Genomic DNA, 19,394 nt, shown 5'->3' with positions numbered 1-19,394 from the left:
TTATAAGCCCTAATACAAGTAATAAATAAAATATTTTTTTCATTATTTTCAACTTTTAAGGTTTTCGCATGATTTTTTTTATGTAATTTTTATCACCTGCAGTTAATATTATCTCGTAAAAATATTGTTGTCTACTTCGTGGAATGGGGGTTATTAAGCCGTATTCTTCAAAGTTTTCTTTTGTGAAAGTATAGGTGTATTTTCCTTCATTTTCAGTACTTTCTGGTTTTATAATTACTCCTTTCGGTGATCGTAGGGGGTCGAAGAGACATCGTCGAATATATATAGAGGTTACCTGTGGGCTATTTAACTGATAATGAATTTTGATACCTTGTTCTAAACGAAAAGGGTTGGGGTAGATGAAGAAACTTGAAATATCTTCAGCTTGTTCTAAAATCAAAGGAGTAGGGGCAAACTTTGCATTTAAACAAGGAGTTAGATGGTGAGTTACTTTCTGGTGATTTTTTTCATGATATTCGTTATCTTCAAAGTAACAAAGGCAATCAATATCGATTCGCTGTCGTGAGTAACCATTACTGAAAATACTCAAAAGGCATATAGCCGAAATAATTTTTCTTTTTACTGTATTCATAAGTATTACATTGATTTTAAAAAAACGCAAAACAATACCTGGGAAAAGAGGAGCGAGTTCTTTTCCATAGCATTATTTTTTATTCTTTTTTTCGGTGGCTAAATTATGTAAAAAAACACAATATGGCTAGTGTTTACAGGAGGTTTTATTGAAAAAATAATTTATTTTTTTCAAAATATTTATATAGAATTACTTAGTTCAGAAATTGATGAAAAAAATATTTTTTTGATGTTTATTTGCATTTTTTTACGAAAAAATAGAGTAGCTTTGTTGTGTCTCAAAAGACGTTTTGAGATTCTTTTTCATAGCAATTTTCCCGCTCCTTTTGTGAGCGGGTTTTTTATTAAAATAAGTTGTATATTTGTAATGTAAAGACAAAAAAAAACCACTCCGAAGAGTGGACAACTATAAAAGTTATTTTTTTTTGCTTTTTAAGGTAATTATAAGCTTTAGTACAGCTGTAATAAAACCCAAAAAAGTAGTAGCGATTTTAATGGTTTCTAATTTCATCGCTCAAAATGCTAACGTAAGTTAAGCCTAATTAACGAATAAAAGTCAGTAGTGCCACCTATTGACTTTTTCTTTTATCTGCCCGTTAGCTTTTAGCAAATTATAGGCTTTTAAAATATCTTCTTCTTTTTATGGAAGAGCAATGTCAATAGTAAAATCGCTACTGCGAATTTAGTAAATTAAAAGATTTTTTACTCGGTGTTTTCTATAATAAACTCACAGAATTTTCTTAAAAATCACGTTTGCGGTTTACCGCTATTTTTGGTGCGGTAAGTCGTAATTATTGTTAGAAAAATAGAAACCATGAAATAATTAATATTGCAAAAGAAATAATGACCGCTAAACTTAATCTTTTTGATAGTAATTATTCCAGAAGCTTTCAAGCATTTCAGCATGTTCAGAAGGCGTAACTTTTATGTATTTTAAAAAACTTGACTCTGTTTTATGGCCAGTAATTTGCATTATGGAAACATGCGGGAATTTCATTTTGTATAGGTTTGTAGCAAAAGACCTACGACACGTATGCGAACTAACAAAAAGGTATTTAGGATAAGTACCGTCAACTTTCCTCTTATGCTTTTGGCCAGTCACTTCATTTGAAAAACTTTTTATTATTTTTCCATTCAATTCTTCGGTCAACCCAACCCTCTTACAAATTATTTTAATTTTCTCATTGAAAAGAGTTTTATTTACACTTTTAGGCATCCCTCTTTTTTTAATAATTTGTTTAATATGTGGATGAATTGGAATCATTACTGTCTTTCCTGTATTGTTTTTTGTCTTCTCTAGCTTTCTTTCAATAAACCTATCAGCTATATTAATTTCAGGTAAGCTTAAAAAGTCTCCTGCGCGAAGCCCTGTCCATGCACCAATAATAAAAAGGTCTCTTATATTTTGTAAAGACTTGTCTTTAGATAAGTCTAGATTTAATATTTTGGATAGTTCTTCTTCATTTAATGCAATAGTATCAACACTTTCTTGTAAACCAGTAAAATATGAAAGTTCTTCTTTATTTACGGGGTATCTTTCTTCATGTGCTTTATTCAAAATAGATTTAAAAATTCTAATTGTCAGTCCAGCATAATTTATGGAGTACTTTTTTACCTCTTTGAAGTAATAAACACACTCATTATACAGTTCTCTAGAAATTTGATCCAATCTGATTCTTTTATTCCTGTATTTTTCAAATTCACTTATTTTTTGTGTTGTGACAAAATAATTAGTAATATTATTTTTGCTAAACTTGGTTTTAGTTTTTCTGTTTATCATATTAGGCATTCTTTCAACGAGGTCAGTAGCATAATCAGAAAAGTAGATAAAAGCCTTAGTAGCTTTTTCTTTATCAAATTCTTTAACGAAAGCTTTTTTTAAATTTTCTTTGGTAATAGAAGTATTATTTAAATCAAAATTAGATATAGTCTTTTCAAAGAAATCAGAATATTTATTCAAGTTTCTTTTTATTAAGCTTAAGTCTGAACGTCCCCTTTTGATTAATGGCATTTGAGTTTCTTTATCCCAATTTTCGGGTAGTATTTTTTGTTTAGTAGAATAAACAAATCTTCCCTCTTTTTTTGATATAAAATATTTGAAATAAATCAATGTAGGTTTTTCAGCTTTATTACTTTTTAAGATGAAACTCATAGTGGTCAATTTTAATAAAGCAAAAATAAATTAATTATATATATAGGTGTCACAATAGGTGTCAAATTTCATTCATTATACTACTTAAATACAGCAAATATCACTCAGTAAAATAAAGATTACATTAGTTTTAAGCGCTTTATTGTAAGGTATTACTTGATTCTAGAAAATAGAAAGAAAATGACTTTACTATAAATGATAGTAGCACTATAAATAGCGTTTTCTAAGTTTTTATAGGATACAACTTTTAGCAATATTTTTACAAAATATAAAAACGGACAGCGTACTTAAACACTGTCCGTTGTATATTCTTATAAGAAACCTTTATCTCTTGCAACTAAAATTAATTCACGATCATCATTACTGTCAATTTCAAATATTTTAGCTAAATGTCTTTTTCTCTTTTGAATACCAGCAAAGGAAAGCGGGATAACATCGGGTAATTTTTTCATCCGGTTTCCAATTGATAGTTCATATAATATTTTTCGGTCAATATCATCTAACGTAAATTCATTAGACACCTCATTACGAATTAATTTCATTACTGTTTTACTGTAATAAGGAGGGGCTATTAAAACTTCTTCAATAGCCGTAACTAATTCTTTGGGAGTAATATCATTTTTAACTAAAAAACCGTCTGGATCTAAGCTTCTTAGGATACTGTGAACCCTGTAGTTATCATTAAACGTAGTAGAAACAATAATTTTAGCATTTGGGATCTGTTCATTAATTTTTATACCTAAATCTTCACCAGATACTATCTTGCCATCCGCTGATGGAGGCAGGCGCATGTCTAGAAAAATAATATCAATATTTTGTTGCATGGCGACACAATGTTGGATAAAAGAATACGCATCATCACAATTGTGTTTTACATGAATAGTAAAAGCGAAACTGTTGTTTTGATTTTCTAAAAATGTAAAGGCACTTTTATAAGCTTCTGATATTAACGGATGGTCGTCTATTATTAAAGCAGTAAGTTTTTTATTGTCCATCTTTTTTGAAACAAGGGATTTTTATATGTAGGGTTGTACCTACGTTAATTTCTGATTTGATACTTAAGTTTCCTTTTAATTTTTCAATTCTTGATTTTATATTTTTTATACCAATTCCTTTTTTACCCTTTTTCACATCAAATCCAATTCCATTGTCTTTAATTATAATGAAGACTTGGTTTTTATCTCGCTTAAAACTTATATCAACCATAGAAGCTTTTGAATGCTTTATAATATTTTGTAAGGCTTCTTGTATGATTCTGTACACATTAGCCTTGGTTACCGCATCAATACTTTTCCATGAAATATTTTTAGCAAAATAAACTTGGTGGGTAAAGTTACCAATAATACTTTTATCTGCTAATAATTGCTTAATGATAGAGGTAAAATTAATGTCGGTGTCGTTAAAATTATCACTTAATTTATGTGATACTTCTCTGATTTCTTTTTCAATGTTTTGAAGCTCTTCTAATAAATGTTGATGTTTTTCTAAGGTTTCAGTATCGCCTTCTAAAGGTAAAAATCCTAACCCAAAACGGGTACCAAATAATTTTCCTAAAATGCCATCGTGTAGCTCTTCTGAAATTCTATTTCGTTCTTTAATACGTTCTTCTTCAACCCTGGCTTGTTGCTGTAAGGTAAGCACATATACTTCTTCATTTGCTTTTTGGTGCTCTGCATCAATCCGCAGCTTTTCTGTTTGTACCTTTTGCACCCGCAAAAAGTAGAGCAAACTTAGTATTAGTAACCCGCTAACACTTGTAACAATTATCCAGATACGTTGCTCTGTTAAACGTTCTGTTTCTTCTATGTATTCATCGGTTTCTAATTCAATACGGGTAAATTTATTACGCATACGACGCTCATTCATTACCAAACTATCGTTAAAGGCAATGTAGCGATCTAAATATTTTTTAGCATGGGTAGGGTCTAAAACTGATAATTGCCTCAAAGAGGTTAAATAATCCCGTCCATTTTTTATTTCTTTGGCTAGTGCATTGGCTTCCCGTGCCAATTGCAAGGCTTTTACCGAGTCTTTTCGATATAGATAGAAGTCAGATAAGTGTTTTTTACTATATACAATTCCAGCTTTATTATTTGCTTTTGCTCGAATAGCTAAGGCTTTTTTAAAATCTTTTAGAATCCCAACGGTATCTTTCATTTTTAATTTACAATATGCTCTGTTATGAATAATGCGGGCATACTGGTCTTTTCGTAAATTTTTATTGGTAAGTTCCTTATTATAGAAGGCCAATGCTTTGTGGTATGCTTTTTTTTCAAAATACGCATTAGCAATATTGTTGTATACCTCTACATACTTTTTTTGTTGAATTTCTTTCGTTAATTTAGGATAATAGGCTATGGCTTTATGAAAGTACTCTATTGCCTTATCGTATTCTTTCATTCCTCGTTGTAATAGCCCCAAGTAGTTATAAAGAACATATAATTTGTAACTATTGTTTATTTCTTTAAAAATTTTAATGGCTTTAACAGCTAATTTTTCACTACCTGCGTAATCTTTGTATTTGCCTTTTATTTCAGCCTTTCCTTGTAGCATAATTCCCATGTTGTTTTTTTCTTTAATTTTTTCAAAATGAGTGTACGCGGCATCGTAGTGTTGGTAGGCCTTTATTAATAAGGATTGTCTATTGTTATAATAAGCATAGCTCCAATGCAAATGTCCTTTTAAATAGCTGCTATTTGTCGTATTTATTATAGCTGTTGCTTCTTTGTTGATTTTTAAAAATAGAGTAGAATCTTTATAAATATAATATCCGTAGGCAATACTTAAAAGTTTATCTGCTTTAATAGAGTCATTGGATAGTTTTTGAGAGAATAGATAGGCTTTGTTAAGATTTTTTTTACGGATGTTTAAAGCTAGTTTTCTATTTCTAGCTTTTTGAATACACTGCTCAATACTATCCAGTTCATTCTGACCAAAAGAATAAGGTGTTTGAATTAAGTAGAGAAAAATAAAAAGGTAAATTTTACGGAAGGGTACGGTTTTCATGGATTGCAAATTAAAAAAAAGTCTTTGGTTTATCCAAAGACTTTTAAATATATAAAGAAGGCTACTTACCAATCTTTACCTGTATCATCAGTACCACCATCATCATCACCAGTGAAATAGCGAGCATTGGTGTTGGTAGTTATTTCTTCTTGTTGTATTTTATCACGTAGCTCTAAGTCTTCACTTAAATCTGTACACGCTGTTGTAAGCGTTAATAATAAAATTAGTCCGAATATAGTTTTTAGCGTTTTCATAACTTAAATAATTTAATAGTTGACAATAATTTCCCTGGCCGCATAAGAGCAGCTTTGCAACATTGAATCCTTTCAGATTCATTTTAAATCGCTTTATTTTGACATAGCGATATAGTCATACACCCCATAGCAATGGGTATGTTAGTAGAATTTTACGGGCAGACTTAGCCCAACAACATTGAAGACAATTTTACTACTAAGGCCTATTGAGTTTAATAGACTTCAGGAAATTCTACATTGTCATAGTAATTCAGAAAGCGTTTGTGATTTTTGTTGAACGCCAGTTGATCTTACCCTAAAATAGCGGGTTATAATCTTATGGTGTATTAGATTTTAGTAATCGTTCAAAAGAAGTGAGTAAACGTACTCTTTCAGTTAGTAAGTGCAATTTCAAGTTTTTCATAATATTGGTTTTTTTCATATACTTAAATATACCAATATTTTGCGTAATTTCCAAATTTTTCACTGGTTTTAACACTTAGAATAGTTAATTTTTAAATTAATCTATTTAAAGTTGATTTTCTTTCAATAAAAAAAGGCATCTTCATGAAGATGCCTTGGAAATATTACTTTTTACGAAGTTCTTTATTGCCTCCTATACAGTGCTTTCCAAATAGCATCCTTTTTAAAACAGTCATACGAGCTTACTTTTATCATAAACGTACTTTCTAACTTTCTGTGTAACTGCATGTTTTTTGTTTTTAATGGTTATTTATTTGATTTCATTTGATGGGGCAAAGATGAATACTTTTTTTCAAAAAACCAAATTAAAATAAGTGTTAAATGCTTGCTTGTCAGTTGTTTGAGTTGGTTTTAAGGCAGTAGAAATCCTGCCCAGTTTTACACTAGATTCGAGTTTAAGAGTAATTTGTTAAAAATCAGTAGTCTATTTTTTAAACTCAATGTTTCGATATGTTTTTAATTTCCTGTCAATTATTAAAAAAAATATAAAAAAAAGCGTCCAATTTATTTTTGGACGCCTCATGTATTCGAAATTTTAGTTTATTTATTTACTAATATTACTTACAAAACGCCACTTTTTGCACACTAGATTACTATCCTGTGAACAAAATATCCCAAAAAATTCTAGGACTTTATAAGCTTTATGTAATTTTATGAATACCATTATGGCGCGAATATATATGTTTTGTAATCTATGTACTAACATTTTTCTAAATATCTTAAAAAAATTAACAATTACCATAAAAAGTAAGTCAATGACTTACTAAAAGTAAGCCGATGACTTACCCCTGTAAAAAAGAGCCCTACTATATTTGCATCGTACAAAATAGTATACAAAAACATAAACAATGATAGTATAATACAGGGAGTCGTTGGGGAAAATTATTATGAAAAAACACTAAAAGAATCTTAATGGGGATTATTGTTTATTATTGGTTGCGAGTTAAACTAACTGCAGAGTATTACAGGGGGATTCTTTTTTTTTAACTATTGCCATTCATTCAATGGGGCAAAAAACGCCGATATAGGCGTTTTTTTTATATATCTAAATAAATAGGTATTCTTATTACAACATACTTTTTTATTAAAAAGTAGGATTATAATTTATTTTGTAAAGTTATTCGTATTAAATAATTCTTTCCTTTTATTTTAATAATGAAGAAATCTTAGTAATCGTCTATGTCTTAATTTTTTTTGGATATGAAGAAAATAATTAATGGTCTTTTTTACTAAAATTTTATATGGGGAAAATGTTATTTATAAAGATTCTAGTTATTTATAATTTAGTAATATGGATACCTTTTATATTATCACAATTTAACATTCATCTAAACATAAGGTAATTTTAAGCCTGTTGTTTTGTAGCATTACAAATAACTAAAACAGCAATAATGAAAAAAAATTATTTTACAAAGGCAATGTCAGTACTTTTAGTTGGTTTGATAGCTTGTGAGGATGGTATTGATGGTAAAAACGGAATGGACGGTGCTGATGGGACAAATGGATCTGACGCAACGCTTTATTTATCTACTTCAAAAACACCTAATTTTTTAAAAGTTACAAATGCTTTTTCACATTTAAAAATACATCCTATTTTATCTTCTGAAGACGTTATTCCAAATTCTCCTGATTTTGTGTATGGTTCTATGGCTGATGGAGGAGGCTTATTAGCAGCGGCAGACGGAACATTTACGTATATCAATAATATTGAGGCGGATTATTCTATTGCAAGAATACAGTTAAACGCTCAGTTAAGACCTGTTTCAGGTGAATACATTTTAAATGCAGTAGCTACAGCAAATACAGCGCAGTGTTCGGGGTCTTTAATTACGCCTGACGAGCATGGGTTTGGTCCTTACTATCTTTCAGGAGGTGAGTGGGGAGGTTCTTCAAAAGGCGTTTTTTTAACAGAGCCTAATAAGAGTTCCTCAGAGGCAGGAAGTGCTAAAATGCTTACTAATATGGGGCAATGGTCTACTGAAAATGCAGTTGCCATTGGCGAAAAAGCCTATCTGGATAAAACAGTTGTTTTTATTGGAGATGATAATAGCGATAACAATGTACCATCAGGACAATTGGGAATGTATGTTGGAAATAAAGGAGATTTAGAAGGAGGAAAATTATATGGATTGAAAGTTACCTCCCCCGGAGTTACCTATGAAATGGATATGTCTGAAGGAATAGAATACGAAGCTGAATTTGTTGAATTAACAGAAAAAGAAATCACGGCCTTGGATACAGAATGTAAAACCAAAGGGGTAATGGGGTTTTCAAGACTAGAGGATATTGATTGGAGAAGGGGATCAGCTGTTAATAATAGAGAGTTGTATTTTGCAGTTACGGGAAGAAACAAACCAGGTTTAGTAGGAAAAGGAACTATTTATGGACGTGTTTACAAAGTTGTTTTGAATGAAAATGACCCAACAGGTTCTGCAACAATTACATGCATACTAGATGGAGATAAAATAGATGGAAAAGCTAAAGCGTTTCACAGTCCAGATAATATTTGTGTAACAGAAAACTATGTATACATTCAAGAGGATCCAAATGGATATTTTGATACAGCAGATAAAACCCACTGGGCTCGTTTATATCAATATAATTTAACTACAGGAGCACTTAAGGTAGTATTGGAATGCAATCAAGAAGTAGCAGCTTCAAAAGGGTATGGTACGGTTGATAAAGCATGGGAAATTACAGGTATGATTGATGTTACTAAGGTTGTAAATAACGGTAAAAACACATTTATGGTTATTACTCAAAATCACGGATGGGAACCTTCTGATGGAACAGCTTTTACAGATTCCAAAGCCAATGCAGATGTATCAAATAGCAGAAAAGAAGGTTCTGTATTACACTTAATAACAGGTTTAGAAAGATAATATTTTATGAAACAGTTTTATAAAATACTAAAGACATGCATTTTTGTATGTCTTTTACTTTTCTTCTTAGCTTGTGACAAAAAGCAGGAGAAATATAAGCTAATAAACTCCATTCAAAATAACATTTTAAATTTTTATAAAAAACAGCTCACATCTTCAGCAAGCTTTTTAGATAGTATTAACCAAACATCCAATTTAATTCATAAAAAAGAATTATACCTGAAGGCACGAAAGAAGTTTAAGCTTTCTGAACCTATTTTAGCACATACCGATAAGCATAATTATAAATCGCTTAATGCACCTAATTTGTTAATCGTAAAAGGAGAGGAACATATGGATACAAAGGTATTAAAGCCTTTTGGATTTCAGCTAATAGAAGAAGTACTTTACGAGTCTAAATTAGATACGTTAAAACTAAAACAATTGCTTAATGTAACCAGTGCTAGACTGAAGCTGATTTTAAATAATTTGAATCTAAATTTAAAAGATTATCACATTATTTGGATCCTTAGGGAGCAAATTGTAAGAATAGCAACTACAGGCATTACAGGTTTTGATTCACCTGTATTAAATCAATCTTTGTTAGAATCTTCCCATACATACGAAACGTTAAAAAATTTACTTTATCTATGTAAGCGTAAATTCAGTTCCAAAACTATTTTAGATAGTATACTAATGAGTTTTGAAAATGCTCAAAATGCTTTAAATACACCATTTGATGATTTTGATCGATTTAACTTTATAAAACAATATATTGATCCACAATTAAAATTATTGTTAGCGGTTCAAAATGATTGGAAAGTTCGCTTTCCATTTGAAATGGCACTCTCAAACACAATGAGTTCACTATTTGACGCTTCCGCATTGAATATGGAACATTTTTATGATAGACAAAATGATACCTCACAATTAAAGGCAAAAGAGGTTTTAGGAAAAGAGTTGTTTAATGATGTTAGTTTATCAAAAAATTATGATATGTCATGTGCAAGTTGCCATATTGAACGATTAGCTTTTACAGATGGTAAAAGAGTTTTTGATCAACGCCAAATTCGTAATACACCAACACTTACCTATGCAGCTTATCAAAAAGCTTTTTTTATGGATTCTAGAGCAGGAAGTTTAGAGGGCCAGGTAATAGGTGTGGTGAAAAATCACGCAGAGTTTAACACTTCATTAGATACGCTTGTTACTAGAGTTTTAAAGAATAGTAGTTACCGAGTTCGTATGGATACACTTTATCAAAATAAGAGAATTTCTTATAACATTAGGCATGCAATAGCTTCTTATATAAGAACATTAAATACATTTAAATCTAAGTTTGATAAAAATATACGGGGTGAAGAACATAATCTAACATCAAATGAACGCAAAGGTTTTAATATTTTTATGGGAAAGGCGTTGTGTGCTACCTGCCATTTTCCGCCTTTGTTTAATGGTACTGTTCCTCCTAATTACTCCGACACAGAAATGGAAGCTATTGGAAGCCCTAATTTAGCACAGAACAAATTGAGTGATGATTTAGGAAGGTTCCAACTTTTTAAAACAAATGAGCGAAAGCATTTTTTTAAAACTCCTACCATACGAAATATAGCTAAAACAGCCCCTTATATGCATAATGGTACTTACAAAAATCTTAAAGAAGTTGTTGATTTTTATAACAAAGGAGGAGGAATAGGTTTAGGGTTTTACTTAAATAATCAAACGTTACCCTTTGACAATTTAATGCTTAGTGATACGGAAGTAAATAATTTAGTATCTTTTATGCAAACATTGACTGATTAATAAGTGTTTATGTTTTTTATTAACATAACTTTATTATTCTGAAGGCAATACTTTCTGATAGTTTTGTTTAAGTATGGAGACTAATTAAAATAAAATAGTATGCGACATTTTAGATATGTTATATTCTTTATTGGTTTTATTTCTTGCAAGCCAGAGTATACAGCACAAGAAATTATAGATAAAGCTATTCAGAACGCTGGTTTAGATGTGTTTGATAAAAGTGAATTAACATTTGATTTTAGAAAAAACACCTATGCAGCGTTAAGAAATAATGGTAGTTATCAATATCATAGAATTATACCGACGGATAGCGTTGTTGTAAAAGATGTTTTATCAAATGAGGGTTTTCAACGATTTTTCGGAGAAAATAAAGTTGAGCTATCTGAAAAAAAAGTAAATCAACTAAGTAATGCGGTTAATTCAGTTCATTATTTTTCAGTTTTACCCTATGGTTTAAATGATAAGGCTGTTAAAAAGAAGCTGGTAAGTACGGTTAAAATAAAAGGAGATGATTTTTATAAGATTGAAATTACTTTCAATGAAAATGGAGGAGGAGATGATCATGATGATGTGTTTTTATATTGGTTTCGTAAGGAAACATTTTTGCTAGAGTATTTGGCATATAAATACCATACTGATGGTGGAGGTATACGTTTTAGAGATATAAAAAAAGAACACAATATTAACGGAATACGATTTTTAGACTACAAAAATTTTAAGCCAAAGACAAAGGATATCGATTTTTACGCGATAGATAGTTTGTATGAAGAAGGAGAATTGATTCATGTTTCAGATATTGAATTGGAAAATATAAAAATAAAGCCCCAAAAAAATAACTAATTATATGATCATAAAAAAAGCACTTAATAGTGCTTTTTTTATGGTCATATAATTAATACTGTATTACTCATACAATAAATATTTATCTCTTTTAATTTTAAATTGATCAATAGGTTGTTTCCATGAATTTCTTATTTGTACTGCTGTTAAACCCTCTTTAATCTGCTTTTCTAGCATTTCTGTTCCAGCAAGTTTAGTGAAGAAATTATTGAAAAACCTTTCTTCTTTAGAATGCGTTTGATGTTCTTTATAAAAATCGAGTAGCCATTTTAAATTTATTTTAGCTAAAGGTTCTATTTCTCTTAAGTCATAACCGTAACAAACTTTATTAGCGTGTTTTGGATATTTAGCACCTTCATTAGGAATAGGCGTGAATTGATAGTTGTATTTTTTTAAATTATAAAAAGGTGTACCGACTATCTGAAATTGAGAATAAGTCCCTCTTCCAATTGATACATTTGTACCTTCAAAAAAACATAAACTTGGATATAAATTTATTGATGTTTCATTTGGTAAGTTTGGAGATGGGGCAATTGGTAAACTGTATTTTGTATTATGTGTATAGTTTTCTAGTGGTATGACCGTTAAATCACATTGAATACCATTGTTTAACCATTTTTCACCATTGATCATTTTGCCATATTCACCGATTGTCATCCCATAAATAACAGGAACAGGATGCATTCCAACAAAACTTTTATGTGTTAATTCTAAAACTGGACCATCAATGTAATGAGCATTTGGGTTTGGACGATCTAATATAATTAATGGAATATTTGATTCAGCACAGGCTTCCATAACATAATGTAATGTTGAAATATAAGTGTAAAAACGTGTTCCAACATCTTGTATATCAAAAACAACGACATCTATGTTTTTAAGTTGATTAGGAGTGGGTTTCTTGTTTTTTCCGTATAATGATATGATAGGTAATCCTGTTTTAGTATCAACTCTATCTTTGATGATTTCACCAGCATCTGCTTTTCCTCTAAAACCATGCTCGGGGGCAAAAACTTTCTTAATTTGAATGGTTTTAGTATTGAATAAAAAATCAACTAAATGTTTTTTAATAAGTGTTTTATGTTGTGTTTTGTTTTCTACTTTTTTTTCATTCTGTTGGATTTCAATAATAGAAGTTTGATTGGCTACAATGGCAATTCTTTTATTTTGCAGTAAGTTAAGGTATAGTTCAGTCCTATTAGCACCAGTATTTAGTATTTTGGAAGATTTTTTCTCTGGTTGAATTTTTTTAGTGGTGTGTTGAGCACAAGAAATAAATTGAAAAAGCGAAAAGATTAATACAATAAATTTAGCACTTAATTTAACTTTCATATTAAAATGTTTCGTCAAATTTAGTGCTAAATTTATTAATAGCAATTGCTCCATTATCATTATTTTCTTTCTACTTAAGCATTGTACCTGCAAGTTCCGAATATTTATGAATTACATGAAAAAAATAGTGCGAATTTTAATACGTATATGAGTAAAATATTGATAATTAAATTAATATGGAATCTTTTTCAATTTCTCTAGGAGTTAAATTAAAAAGGTTTATTTTACTCTTTATTATATTTTTCCATTCTCTAAATTAGATATGGTCATATTTTTTAAATTTGTTTTACTAACGATAGTTGAAGGTGAATTTTTTACTATGAGAAATGAAATCGTTGGTGCGGTATAACCAGTATTGATAACTATATGTTCGATAAGTTCAATTTCTTTAAAAATTATTAATGAAAATAAAAATAAGGTTGCAATAATAATGCAGTTTAAAATTAGAAATACATAAATTTCGGGTTGTTATTATGTTTGTTTTTTTTAAAACAGTATTCGATATAAATTAAGAGTGATAAAAAAGCAACTATTGAAGGAGTGATTAAAAAAATAATTCTTGATGTTTTTTGATTAATAGTTATTGAATAATATAAATTAAAATAAAAAATATTAAAATTATTAAAGTAGTCGTTTTAATGACAATAAAGCTTAGCGGTTTAACTTTTAAAGAAGAATAAATAAAGTACAAAAAGAAAATTGAAGTTATAATTCTCTACAGTAGATGTTATAATTATTTGTGAATTTATATTGATACCTAGGTAATTTTCAATATTAGCATCGGAAACCAAACTAGAGGCTAGTTTATGAAAGAAAAACAAAAAAGATAATAATGAATATTTTAAAAAAATGAATATAAGTTTAATTTAATCAAAATGAAAATAAAATTAAAAGGGAATATTTGTGTTTCGAATATGATTAGCTTTTTTAAAAATCAAAATTATAGTTAATTATTTTAAAGAAAAATGATAGGCTTATTTATTTATCAAGAAAATTTAAATAAGAATTAATACTTTTGATTCATTAAAACCATCGCTTTTGAATTTCGAATTATTTATAGCAAAACGCATAATTTCAGGAAAAACATACGAAAATCGGATATCATCGCCAATTATAAAAATAGCTACTATTGCTATTACCTTAGGTATAACGGTTATGCTAATAACAGTTTCTATTGGTTCAGGGTTTCAAAAGAAAATAAGAGATAAAATGTCAGGTTTTAAAGGACATGTTCAAATTGTAAATTATGATAATAATAACTCAGATATTTCTTTAATACCCATAAAAAAAAATCAAAAATTTTATCCAAGTTTCGGTAACATAGAAGGAATAAAAAATGTTCAGGTGTTTGCAAATAAATTTGGTGTAATAAGAACCGAAAAAGATTTTGAAGGAATTGTTTTTAAAGGGGTGTCTGACGATTATGATTTTACGTTTTTTAAAGAATATTTAAAAAAAGGGAGGTTACCTAATTTTAAGCTTGACAGAAATAAAGAAATTTTAATTTCACAAGCAATAGCGAATCGATTGCATTTAAAACTTCAAGACACCATTCAGATAGTTTTTAGCTCCGAAAAGCATAAGAATAAATTTGCTCAACGAAAACCTATTATTGTTGGGATTTATAATACAGGGTTTGAACAATTTGATAAAACAATGTTAATAGGTGATATTCGAGAAGTTCAACGCCTAAATAAGTGGGAACATAATGAAGTTGGAGGTTTTGAAGTGCTTATAGATGATTTTAAAAATTTGGAATCAAAAGGTAATGAAATATATAATTCAATTCCATCTACCTTAAATAGTGCCACTATTGCTGAAAATTACCCGATTATATTTAATTGGTTAGATATTCTTGATAATAATGTTTGGGTTATTATTGGAATTATGATTTTAGTAGCTGGAATAAATATGATAACAGCTTTATTAGTCTTAATTCTAGAGCAGGTTCAGGTTATAGGTATTTTAAAAGCTTTAGGGAGTCCTAATTGGAGTATTAGAAAGATATTTTTATACAATGCTTCTTATTTGATCTTAAAAGGTCTTTTATATGGTAATATTATAGCTATGGTATTTTTGTTAGCTCAAAAATATGGAAAGTTTTTAAAGCTTAACCCTGAGAATTATTATGTGTCAACGGTACCTATTTCACTTGAAATTTTATCAATTATTTTACTTAATGTTGGTACCTTAATCTTATGCTTTTTTATGATGATAATACCTTCGTACATCGTAACAAAAATTCAACCATCAAAGTCTATTAAATTTGCGTAAACATAGATTAGAGCATAAAAAATTATCTTGAATTAAAAAAATGTTATGAAGTTCAAATTAAGTTTTTGTTACTTTGTAATCGTAAACTGATAATTTATAATGAACTATTCAAAAAATATATTAGAAACAATCGGAAATACTCCTATGGTGAGGTTGAACAGTGTTACCAAAGCTGTTGATGCTTTAGTTTTGGCAAAGGTAGAGACTTTCAATCCTGGTAATTCAGTTAAAGATCGTATGGCTTTAAAAATGATTGAAGACGCGGAAGCTGATGGTAGGTTGAAACCAGGAGGTACGATAATTGAAGGTACTTCAGGAAACACTGGAATGGGGTTAGCTTTAGCTGCAATTGTTAAAGGATATAAATGTATTTTTGTAATATCTGACAAGCAATCTAAAGAAAAAATGGATATTTTAAGGGCAGTAGGTGCAGAGGTAATTGTTTGTCCAACAAATGTTGAGCCTGAAGATCCAAGATCTTATTATTCTGTTTCAAAAAGATTAGGAAAAGAAATTCCTAACTCATGGTATGTAAATCAGTATGATAACCCATCAAATGCAATAGCACATTACGAACAGACAGGTCCAGAAATTTGGGAACAAACAGAGGGTAAAATAACCCATTTTATCGTAGGTGTAGGAACAGGGGGAACAATTTCAGGGACCGCTAAATATTTAAAAGAAAAAAATCCAAATATAAAAATTTGGGGTATTGATACATATGGTTCTGTTTTTAAAAAGTACCATGAGACAGGAGTTTTTGATGAAAATGAAATATATCCATATATTACAGAAGGTATTGGAGAAGATATACTTCCTAAAAACGTAGATTTTAGTCTAATTGATGGGTTTACAAAGGTTACAGATAAGGATGCCGCAGTCTATACAAGAAAAATAGCTAAAGAAGAAGGTATTTTTGTTGGTAATTCTGCTGGAGCTGCGATAAAAGGATTATTACAACTTAAAGATAATTTTACATCAGATGATGTTGTAGTTGTTTTATTTCATGATCATGGAAGTAGGTATGTGGGTAAGATGTTTAATGATGATTGGATGCGCGATAGAGGGTTTTTAGAAGAAAAAATTACTACAGCAGAGGATTTGATAAAATCACACATCGATAAGCCTTTAGTAACCGTCCAAACAGAAGAATTAGTAAGTCATGCTATTGAAAGAATGCGTGAATTCAAAATATCTCAAATTCCTGTCAAAGATATTAATGGTTTTGTAGGTTCAGTGGATGAATCAACTTTATTGCACAGTTATTTAGAGGATAAAAATATAGCTGAAAAACCCATAAGAAACATTATGAGGGATAAGTATCCAATAGTTAATAAGGATATTTCTATTGATAATGTGTCAAAGCTTATTACTAAAGATAATCAGGCTGTTCTAGTAAGTCTAGGTGATGAAAAGTATCATATCATTACCAAATATGATATTATCAGTGCAATGGCATAACCCTATAAAATAAAAAAAGCGAACTCTATTTGTTCGCTTTTTTTATTTTATCCTAGTTTGATTTTCCGTATCAATTTTTGATGTCCATTTGTTATCTTTATTACGTAGATTCCAGAATTTAAGTCATTTAAAAATAACCGTAGGTTATAAAGTCCTTTATCATGATAATGATCTTGTAAAATATTTTTGACTATTTGTCCTTGAATATTATATATTTTTAAGTTTAGTAAGTCATTACGATTAACACCATAATGAATGTTAATGTTTTTATCTTCGACACTTGGATAAACGCCTAATAAATCTAATTGGTTTATTGAAACATCTTCTTTTGATGATAAATTATCAATTACATACGTACCTCTATCTTTACCTATCGATTGTTTAGCCTCGGAAAGGCCACATTGGTTTATGTTATTTTTAAATCCTATTTTAAAATATGCGTTAGGGTCAATTTTTTCTTTTGTATTAATGAAATACCAATCGGCTTGTATTTGATTTTTTCGAATATCTAAAATGTAATATCCATGAAATTGAGTGTATGCTTTTTTTATATGTTTATTGTCTTCAATAAGCTCATCATTAGCGGTTGTTTTTGTTAGAGTTTCAAGTAACCATAAGGCCCAATCTGGAAGTAAGTCAAGGTTAGGTGAAGTAATACTAGGTGTGGTAAATTCAGGAATAATGCAACTTCCATTTCTTTCTACTTCAGAGGCAAACATCATATGAATATCACCAGTTAATATAGCTACATTGTTTACATTATTTTGAATAAAGTCGAGTATTTCATTTTTATCATTATTATACAGATTCCAGTCATCCTTGTTTAATTGATGCCATTTTTTCATCCACTTAGGAATTAAGAAAGAATACCAAGATTTACTAAATCGATCAATTTTTAACCCAAAAGGAGTCATCATTACTTGATTTCCAATGATTTTCCATGTTGCATTACTTGTTTTTAGGTTATTTTTTAACCATGTTTTTTGTTGCTCGCCAAGAATAGAACTTGAAGAGAGTGTTTGACGATTTTTAATTAAGGATTTCTTTTTTAAATTTTTCTCAGCTTTATTTAAAATTCCTTTAATTTCATTCAATTCTCTTACGGAAAAAGGATTATGTATTTTTGAGTTTACCACTGAGTGAGTAGTTTCAGTTTTTAATGCTCTTGAAATATAATTAGAGATTTTGATCTTATCATTATAACCAAGATTATCATGAAAAGAATTTTCAACCATATGATTAACAGCCCAATCTAGCTTGTTTTTTTGTGACTTTGAAAACTCTAAAAATTTTTTCGAACTACTATTCTTATCATGATTCATTTGTTTTGTTCTTCCTTCTATACGTGTATCAATCATAAATAAATCAACTAATTTTCCATATGATATTTTTCTGTATATTCGGTTACTATCTTCTTTGTTTTCTCTTACAGGTAACCATTCAAAGTACGCTTTTTTAGCATTTGATTTACGTAAATTCCAGTCTCCTTCATCGTCTGAATGATTTTCTGCACCATCCATATAAGCATCATTCGCGAATTCATGATCATCCCAAACAGTTATAAAAGGATGTTGTTGATGTATATCTTGCAGATTGGGGTCTAATCTATAAAAAGAGTACCGAACTCTATAGTCTTCCAAGGTAACAATTTCATGTTGAGGTTCATGTCCTCTATCAGGCCTACTACTAGAATATCCGTAGCCTCCTTTTTTATATTCATAAATATAATCTCCCAAATGAATTACAGCATCAATATCAGAGCGATTGGCAATATTTTGATAAGCATTAAAATAACCTGCTTGATAGTTAGAACATGAAACAATAGCAAAACGAAGGTTTTCAATTTCATCACTAGATTTTGGCGATGTTCTTGTTTTTCCTATTACAGAATATGTATTGTATAGTTTGAATCTATAATAATACGTTGTACTTTCTTGCAGTTTATCGGCGTCAACTTTTACAGTATAATCTTTATTTTCATTCGTTGTTACATAGCCTGAATTAACAATATACTTAAAATCTATATCAGAAGAAATTTCCCAATGAACTTTAATATTCTTGTCTGGATTATCGACTGTCACTCTTGTCCAAATGATAATACGATCTGGTAAAGGATCTCCTGAAGCTACACCATGAAGAAAAGGAGCTTTACTTCTATCATAATTATACTCACTAATGATTTTCTGTGATGATTTGTGCCTTTCTATTTTCGTTAATTCAAATGAATTTTGTGCAAGTATTTGAAAACAGGTAAATAAAAAACTTAATTTTAATAATACTTTCATTTTATCAGGGTTTAATTTTATTAGATAAAAGTATTCTTAGTCTTTTTTTATTGTTTTAATTTTATGTGATGGA

General features: G+C 29.4%; 12 protein-coding genes. 5 read left to right on the top strand and 7 right to left on the bottom strand.

The window, feature by feature from the left end; genetic code table 11:
- Positions 1–55 precede the first annotated feature (55 nt).
- The 5 genes from AC2GW8_RS01985 to AC2GW8_RS01965 form a co-directional block, all read right to left on the bottom strand.
- Entirely contained in the window at positions 56–592 is a 537-nt protein-coding gene (locus AC2GW8_RS01985) for a hypothetical protein (RefSeq protein WP_440881121.1), read from the bottom strand.
- Positions 593–1,447: 855 nt separating this feature from the next.
- Positions 1,448–2,743: a tyrosine-type recombinase/integrase gene (locus AC2GW8_RS01980; protein ID WP_440881120.1), complete on the bottom strand. Its 1,296-nt coding sequence runs from the start codon at positions 2,741–2,743 to the stop codon at positions 1,448–1,450.
- Positions 2,744–3,054: 311 nt separating this feature from the next.
- Complete coding sequence (locus AC2GW8_RS01975; protein WP_440881119.1) at positions 3,055–3,738, bottom strand: response regulator; 684 nt, start codon at positions 3,736–3,738, stop codon at positions 3,055–3,057.
- A complete protein-coding gene (locus AC2GW8_RS01970) occupies positions 3,728–5,749 on the bottom strand; it encodes a tetratricopeptide repeat-containing sensor histidine kinase (RefSeq protein WP_440881118.1) in 2,022 nt (673 codons plus the stop codon). Before AC2GW8_RS01970 ends, AC2GW8_RS01975 begins: the two co-directional genes overlap by 11 nt.
- Before the next feature lie 65 nt (positions 5,750–5,814).
- A complete protein-coding gene (locus AC2GW8_RS01965; protein WP_440881117.1) occupies positions 5,815–6,003 on the bottom strand; it encodes a hypothetical protein in 189 nt (62 codons plus the stop codon).
- Positions 6,004–7,856: 1,853 nt separating this feature from the next.
- Here AC2GW8_RS01965 and AC2GW8_RS01960 point away from each other — a divergent pair.
- The 3 genes from AC2GW8_RS01960 to AC2GW8_RS01950 all read left to right on the top strand — a co-directional run bounded on the left by AC2GW8_RS01960 (position 7,857) and on the right by AC2GW8_RS01950 (position 11,969).
- Positions 7,857–9,347, top strand: coding sequence for a PhoX family protein (locus AC2GW8_RS01960; RefSeq protein ID WP_440881116.1), 1,491 nt, complete (start codon positions 7,857–7,859; stop codon positions 9,345–9,347).
- A 6-nt stretch (positions 9,348–9,353) separates the two neighbouring features.
- Entirely contained in the window at positions 9,354–11,129 is a 1,776-nt protein-coding gene (locus tag AC2GW8_RS01955) for a cytochrome-c peroxidase (protein WP_440881115.1), read from the top strand.
- Between the two features lie 99 nt (positions 11,130–11,228).
- Positions 11,229–11,969 carry a DUF6503 family protein gene (locus tag AC2GW8_RS01950; protein ID WP_440881114.1) on the top strand — a complete coding sequence of 247 codons (741 nt, stop codon included), beginning with the start codon at positions 11,229–11,231 and terminating at the stop codon, positions 11,967–11,969.
- A 63-nt stretch (positions 11,970–12,032) separates the two neighbouring features.
- Here AC2GW8_RS01950 and AC2GW8_RS01945 read toward each other — a convergent pair whose 3' ends face one another.
- Entirely contained in the window at positions 12,033–13,301 is a 1,269-nt protein-coding gene (locus AC2GW8_RS01945) for an exo-beta-N-acetylmuramidase NamZ family protein (RefSeq protein WP_440881113.1), read from the bottom strand.
- A gap of 1,038 nt (positions 13,302–14,339) precedes the next feature.
- Here AC2GW8_RS01945 and AC2GW8_RS01940 point away from each other — a divergent pair.
- Entirely contained in the window at positions 14,340–15,575 is a 1,236-nt protein-coding gene (locus tag AC2GW8_RS01940) for an ABC transporter permease (RefSeq protein ID WP_440881112.1), read from the top strand.
- Positions 15,576–15,674: 99 nt separating this feature from the next.
- Positions 15,675–17,036 (top strand): pyridoxal-phosphate dependent enzyme, encoded by a 1,362-nt coding sequence (locus tag AC2GW8_RS01935; protein WP_440881111.1) that lies wholly within the window; start codon positions 15,675–15,677, stop codon positions 17,034–17,036.
- Positions 17,037–17,083: 47 nt separating this feature from the next.
- Here the strand turns inward: AC2GW8_RS01935 and AC2GW8_RS01930 are convergent, their stop codons facing one another.
- On the bottom strand, positions 17,084–19,321 hold the full coding sequence (locus AC2GW8_RS01930) for an alkaline phosphatase D family protein (RefSeq protein WP_440881110.1): 2,238 nt from the start codon (positions 19,319–19,321) through the stop codon (positions 17,084–17,086).
- Between the last annotated feature and the right edge of the window lie 73 nt (positions 19,322–19,394).

It is taken from the genome of Tenacibaculum profundi (assembly GCF_057162725.1).
This window is presented reverse-complemented; position numbering and strand designations above follow the sequence as displayed.

Bases quoted from the DNA above. Each gene is read 5' to 3' on its own strand.
- AC2GW8_RS01985 (WP_440881121.1), bottom strand. From the start codon at position 592: ATGAATACAGTAAAAAGAAAAATTATTTCGGCTATATGCCTTTTGAGT.
- AC2GW8_RS01980 (WP_440881120.1), bottom strand. From the start codon at position 2,743: ATGAGTTTCATCTTAAAAAGTAATAAAGCTGAAAAACCTACATTGATT.
- AC2GW8_RS01975 (WP_440881119.1), bottom strand. From the start codon at position 3,738: ATGGACAATAAAAAACTTACTGCTTTAATAATAGACGACCATCCGTTA.
- AC2GW8_RS01970 (WP_440881118.1), bottom strand. From the start codon at position 5,749: ATGAAAACCGTACCCTTCCGTAAAATTTACCTTTTTATTTTTCTCTAC.
- AC2GW8_RS01965 (WP_440881117.1), bottom strand. From the start codon at position 6,003: ATGAAAACGCTAAAAACTATATTCGGACTAATTTTATTATTAACGCTT.
- AC2GW8_RS01960 (WP_440881116.1), top strand. From the start codon at position 7,857: ATGAAAAAAAATTATTTTACAAAGGCAATGTCAGTACTTTTAGTTGGT.
- AC2GW8_RS01955 (WP_440881115.1), top strand. From the start codon at position 9,354: ATGAAACAGTTTTATAAAATACTAAAGACATGCATTTTTGTATGTCTT.
- AC2GW8_RS01950 (WP_440881114.1), top strand. From the start codon at position 11,229: ATGCGACATTTTAGATATGTTATATTCTTTATTGGTTTTATTTCTTGC.
- AC2GW8_RS01945 (WP_440881113.1), bottom strand. From the start codon at position 13,301: ATGAAAGTTAAATTAAGTGCTAAATTTATTGTATTAATCTTTTCGCTT.
- AC2GW8_RS01935 (WP_440881111.1), top strand. From the start codon at position 15,675: ATGAACTATTCAAAAAATATATTAGAAACAATCGGAAATACTCCTATG.
- AC2GW8_RS01930 (WP_440881110.1), bottom strand. From the start codon at position 19,321: ATGAAAGTATTATTAAAATTAAGTTTTTTATTTACCTGTTTTCAAATA.